General features: G+C 62.2%; 6 protein-coding genes. 2 read left to right on the forward strand and 4 right to left on the reverse strand.

Annotated features, from left to right (window positions below; genetic code table 11):
• A partial coding sequence (locus WDW90_RS35340) for a DUF4214 domain-containing protein (protein ID WP_336492406.1) occupies positions 1 to 374 on the forward strand: 374 nt, incomplete at its 5' end.
• Positions 375 to 509: 135 nt separating this feature from the next.
• On the opposite strand, the gene WDW90_RS35345 is transcribed toward WDW90_RS35340, so the two are convergent.
• The 3 genes from WDW90_RS35345 to WDW90_RS35355 all read right to left on the reverse strand — a co-directional run bounded on the left by WDW90_RS35345 (position 510) and on the right by WDW90_RS35355 (position 2529).
• A complete protein-coding gene (locus tag WDW90_RS35345; RefSeq protein ID WP_336492407.1) occupies positions 510 to 716 on the reverse strand; it encodes a hypothetical protein in 207 nt (68 codons plus the stop codon).
• A 415-nt stretch (positions 717 to 1131) separates the two neighbouring features.
• Entirely contained in the window at positions 1132 to 1911 is a 780-nt protein-coding gene (locus WDW90_RS35350) for a class I SAM-dependent methyltransferase (RefSeq protein WP_336492408.1), read from the reverse strand.
• A 300-nt stretch (positions 1912 to 2211) separates the two neighbouring features.
• A complete protein-coding gene (locus WDW90_RS35355; RefSeq protein ID WP_336492410.1) occupies positions 2212 to 2529 on the reverse strand; it encodes a hypothetical protein in 318 nt (105 codons plus the stop codon).
• Between the two features lie 347 nt (positions 2530 to 2876).
• On the opposite strand from WDW90_RS35355, the gene WDW90_RS35360 reads away from it, so the two are divergent.
• Positions 2877 to 3305 carry a hypothetical protein gene (locus tag WDW90_RS35360; RefSeq protein ID WP_336492411.1) on the forward strand — a complete coding sequence of 143 codons (429 nt, stop codon included), beginning with the start codon at positions 2877 to 2879 and terminating at the stop codon, positions 3303 to 3305.
• Positions 3306 to 3817: 512 nt separating this feature from the next.
• On the opposite strand, the gene WDW90_RS35365 is transcribed toward WDW90_RS35360, so the two are convergent.
• Positions 3818 to 4191 (reverse strand): DUF4214 domain-containing protein (locus WDW90_RS35365; RefSeq protein WP_336492412.1); only part of this gene is annotated, 374 nt, incomplete at its 5' end.

Below are 4191 nucleotides of genomic sequence, written 5' to 3' on the forward strand. Positions count from 1 at the left end.
CGCATGCGCCTGCCAACGCGGCGGCTTTGCTTTACGGGGCGGCTTTCGATCGGGCGCCGGACGCGGCGGGCCTGAGCCACTGGACGGCAGCGCTTGACAGCGGCACGAGCCTGAAGACCGTGGCCGAGAGTTTCCTGGCGTCGGACGAATTCGTGTTCCATTTCGGCGCGGCGAGCGATGCCAGCAGCTTCGTCACGGACCTCTATGAGAACGCCCTACACCGCGCACCTGAGGCGGCCGGTTTGAGCTATTGGACGGCCGAACTGAGCACCGGCGCGATGGATCGGGCCGATCTGCTGGTGGCCTTCTCGCACAGCGCCGAGAACATCGCCAACCACACCGACCCGACCTCCCACGGCCTCCTGTTCGCCTGAGAATGTTAATTCCAGAGTGGGGTCATCTCGGCGAAGCAGGCGGCAGATCCACCTCGTTGGGTCAGCGGCCTAGGGAAGGCCGCGATAGAGGGCACACAGTTGGGGCGGCGAGGCCCATTCGCGACACTCGGCGGGTCACGCGCTGAGCCACTCGCGCACCTTGTCGGGCGTCAGCTTCAGGGCAATGATCAAGCGAAGTAGGGTGGAAACTGAACCGGGCACGCGCGTCTTTGCCGTCGCCCATCGCCGCGAGGTAATTTCCTCGACGCCGAGAAAGGCCGCAGCAGCAACATGGGTCAGGCCAAGCCGCTTGAGGGCTGCACGATATTCGTCGGCGGTCATTCTGATTGGCGGGCTAACGAAAATGCCGCTTCCAGACAATCATATTGACCGGTTGCCCCCAGAGTAATTGCCTGGGCCATGGAGCCGACTGCTCCGATCGGTGTACTCGGCCCGATGCTCTATGCCGGGACAGCGCCGGCTCTGGACGGCGCAGCGAGGGCACCAATGGAGCGGCCAGGAGAATTCAGACCTGCAGCGACGCACCCGGTGGACGCGGATCGCCATTCGATCGCCGTTCACGCGCCGGGGCATTCATGGGATGCGGCGCCATGCCGGTCCGGCAACCTCCTGCTGGCGTGCGTGGTCGGCATGGTCTTGGATGCCGATCAAGCTGTGGCCGCGGCGTGTGCGTAGATGCGGGTCGACCTGTTCCAAGTCGAAGTAGAAGGAGTCTGCGCTAGAGCCACTAAAGCGCTTAACCGCCCTTTAGTCCGATGAACACTGAACGGGTATTGGTCGTGTAATATCCGTCTTTACCCATCGCCGATATTAAATCTGTGCCAAGCTGCTCAAAGCTCTCGAAGACAGTGGTGAATCCTGAATTCCTCATCAGGTGAAGAATGCCTGCCCGCGTTGGCCAGAACGATGTCCGATTGTCCCACGAGGCCCACTTGAGCTGATCAAGGGCAGTGCTGCCGGTCTCAAGCTCATGTTCCGGGAACCAGCGGCCGGGAATTCCCTCGTGTTGCGTCAAAGGTGAGAGATTGTAGGTCGCAACAGAGGGGGAGTCGTCGTTTTCCGGAGCAAAGTGAGTGTCTAGGAAGAGTGCTCTGCGAGCGTTCTGGGAGAGCAAATGCATGAATTCTGTAACGCGGTCAATGTGATAATATAAGCCAACGCAGAAGACAATATCGAATGGGCCGTATTCGCTTATATTCCAGGCGTCATCGAGCTCGAAGGACAAGTTGTCGAAGCTTACTCGTTCCTTTATGTACATGCAATTTTCGAAGTTGCTCCTTCTGACTTCGATGCCGGTGCTCTCAAGGCCGAGGCGGGCGAACTCTGTCGCGAATCCACCCTCTAGGCAGCCAAGGTCGACGATCCGCTTCCCTTTGATGCCTTCCGGAAAAAGCATTCGCGCGATTTGGTGAACGAGGCTGACGTGAGGAGACTTGTCGAGCGTCCATCCACGCTCCGGCAGCGTCTGCGACCCGTCGTCGAGAACGACATTGTGAGCGGTGAACGACCCAGCCATTCGGGTGACATCTCCGTAATCCAACGATCCAGCAGTGGACCGCGCGTATGAGCAGGCGGAGGCCGGTGTAACGGCTTCGCAGTCGGCACTCAATCAGTCCCGAGTGCGGCGCTGCCGATTGGCGCGCCTTGAGCTTGAGCTCCGCGTTGCCTCCGGCTGGAGTTGGACGAGGCCGCCTTGAGGTAGGAGCGGACGCCGTTAGAGCCCGTTCACGCGGCGATTGCGGCGACTCTCCGCCAGTTCCACGCGGTCAGAGTGGAACTGATCACGGCATGCGTACGGCGCGCGACCTGGCCGGAGTCAGTGAAGGCGGGCAGACCCTGTCACCGCGCAGGCGTCGGCGGGAGGTGGCGTTTGCGCCGCTGCGGCTTGCTCACGGACATTCACGAGCGCCTGCTCGATCAGCGCTTCAGCCTCCGCGAAGCCCCGCTCTGCTGCCCCGGGCGTGAAGCTCGAGGTGTCGATCGCCCGCAGCTTCGCACGAATGGCCAGCTCCACACGGTCGACATTGTCGCGATGGGCTCCTGCGACGAGCTCCGCCCCCATGAGACGAACGAGATTGGCGAGCGCGAGAAGCGCGACGCGGCGCTCGTCGTCCGAGGGCGGTCTCGCCGGCATATCCTTACTCCACGCTGAGCCCGGTCCCTGGGGCGTCCCGCGATAACAAGCGGCACGCCGCGGCGGCGTTCCCGCTCTAAGCGTGGAATCGTTAAGGTGTTCCCGTCGCGGACCGGACAGTTTGTCGATAAGTTCTACGCGTGCGCACTCGCGGGTGGCCGTCGCGATTGTAGGATCCGGCAGTCGAGAGGGTTTGAAATGTCCGGGCGCCCCCAGGCTTCTCGCGTGTGCGCTCTCCCGGCAAAGTTGGGCGCGCAATTGGACATGCGGCCGAGCTCTCAGTTAGATCGGTCGCGTTTGGGTGCTCGGCGGCTCACGCGGCTGACGGCCTTGCTTGCGGAACTTCCATGGCCTTCACCATCATCGCCGTACGCCACGGCGTCAGCATCTTTAATCGACGGGTCACTCCGCGCGAGGCGCTCTTTCTGGCTTCCTCGCGCGTTCAGGACGGCGCCGAGGCGGTTCAGGTATACGATGACCAGTCCCAGTTCGTCAGCGCCGCCACTCTGGCCGACGCTGCGCGGCGCCAGGCAGGTGCCTTGGATGCGGTGCAGCAGGCGGTTGATCAGGCGGTCGCCGAACTCCAGGCTCTTTCGGCTGGGCCGGAAAGCCGTCGCGTGACGATCAGAGTCGGTGCAGATCCTCGTGCGCCTGCCGAACCGCATGCGGAGGCCGATGTGACCCAGGTTGCGGTGCCGACGGAACCTGATGAGAAGCCGCCGCGCCGAGGTCGCGTTCGGGTTTTCCGAGCCGGTAGAAAGGGCGAGCGCGAGTAACCGCCGGGCCTTATGTCGAGGGGCAGCCGGTGCCTTGGGTGAGGACCGTGCGCGACGCCTATTACAGCTGCCGGTGCAGCTTTCTTCGTGCACCATTCCGGATGGATGATGCGCGTGCTTACAGCTTTGCACTTGCTCGCATCATTCATTCTTGGGAGCGTGTGGTTGTCCCATCGGTAGCGATGCACGCGCGGGCACACTCGTTCTGGCAATCAGCTGGCATTTCCTGCGAATTGCCATTCTCCTGAGGCATTGATCGTCGACTGGCTCGACAGGGGTCCGAGCTACCAACCGCCAACCTGATCAATCGTGCCGCTCCTGCTCAAGGGTTGACCTCAAGGGCAGGGTTAGCCGCGGGTTATCGCGTCGTCGCAGTCATGCCACGCCGCGTTAGCATCAAAGCACTTCGCAGGTACCGCGCATGCAGCTCTCACCGCTGAGCGCCCCCTGATGGAAGATGCTTCTGATCAAGCCGCGGGTCGTGATGTCAATTCAAGGTAGGTTCGGTTCGATCAGACGAGCAAGATGCCTGCCGCCATCGCCGCATCGACCCGAGCGTGATTCTCGGGGCTCTCGGAGAAGCCAACCAGGACGTCGGCCCGGTCGAACGAGTGGTCAGCAAGATGGCCGAGCCAGTAGCTGAGGCCTGTCGCCTCTGGCGCGCGGTCCAGGACATTCTGGTAGAGCGCTGTGACGAACGCCTGATCGGAAAGATTGGCGCCGAAATGCTGGTTAAACTCGGGCGAGGAGAGAAAGCTGAAGGCGTCGTCGTGGAGGCTCATCCCATGATCGACGCGATCAGCATGCCAAGCGAAGCCCGTCGCATCAGGGATTCGGTCCAGAGCGGCTTGGTAGAGACGATACACCTGCGCCTCATTGCTGAAGA

Source organism: Methylobacterium nigriterrae (assembly GCF_037106235.1).
Classification (GTDB): domain Bacteria; phylum Pseudomonadota; class Alphaproteobacteria; order Rhizobiales; family Beijerinckiaceae; genus Methylobacterium; species Methylobacterium nigriterrae.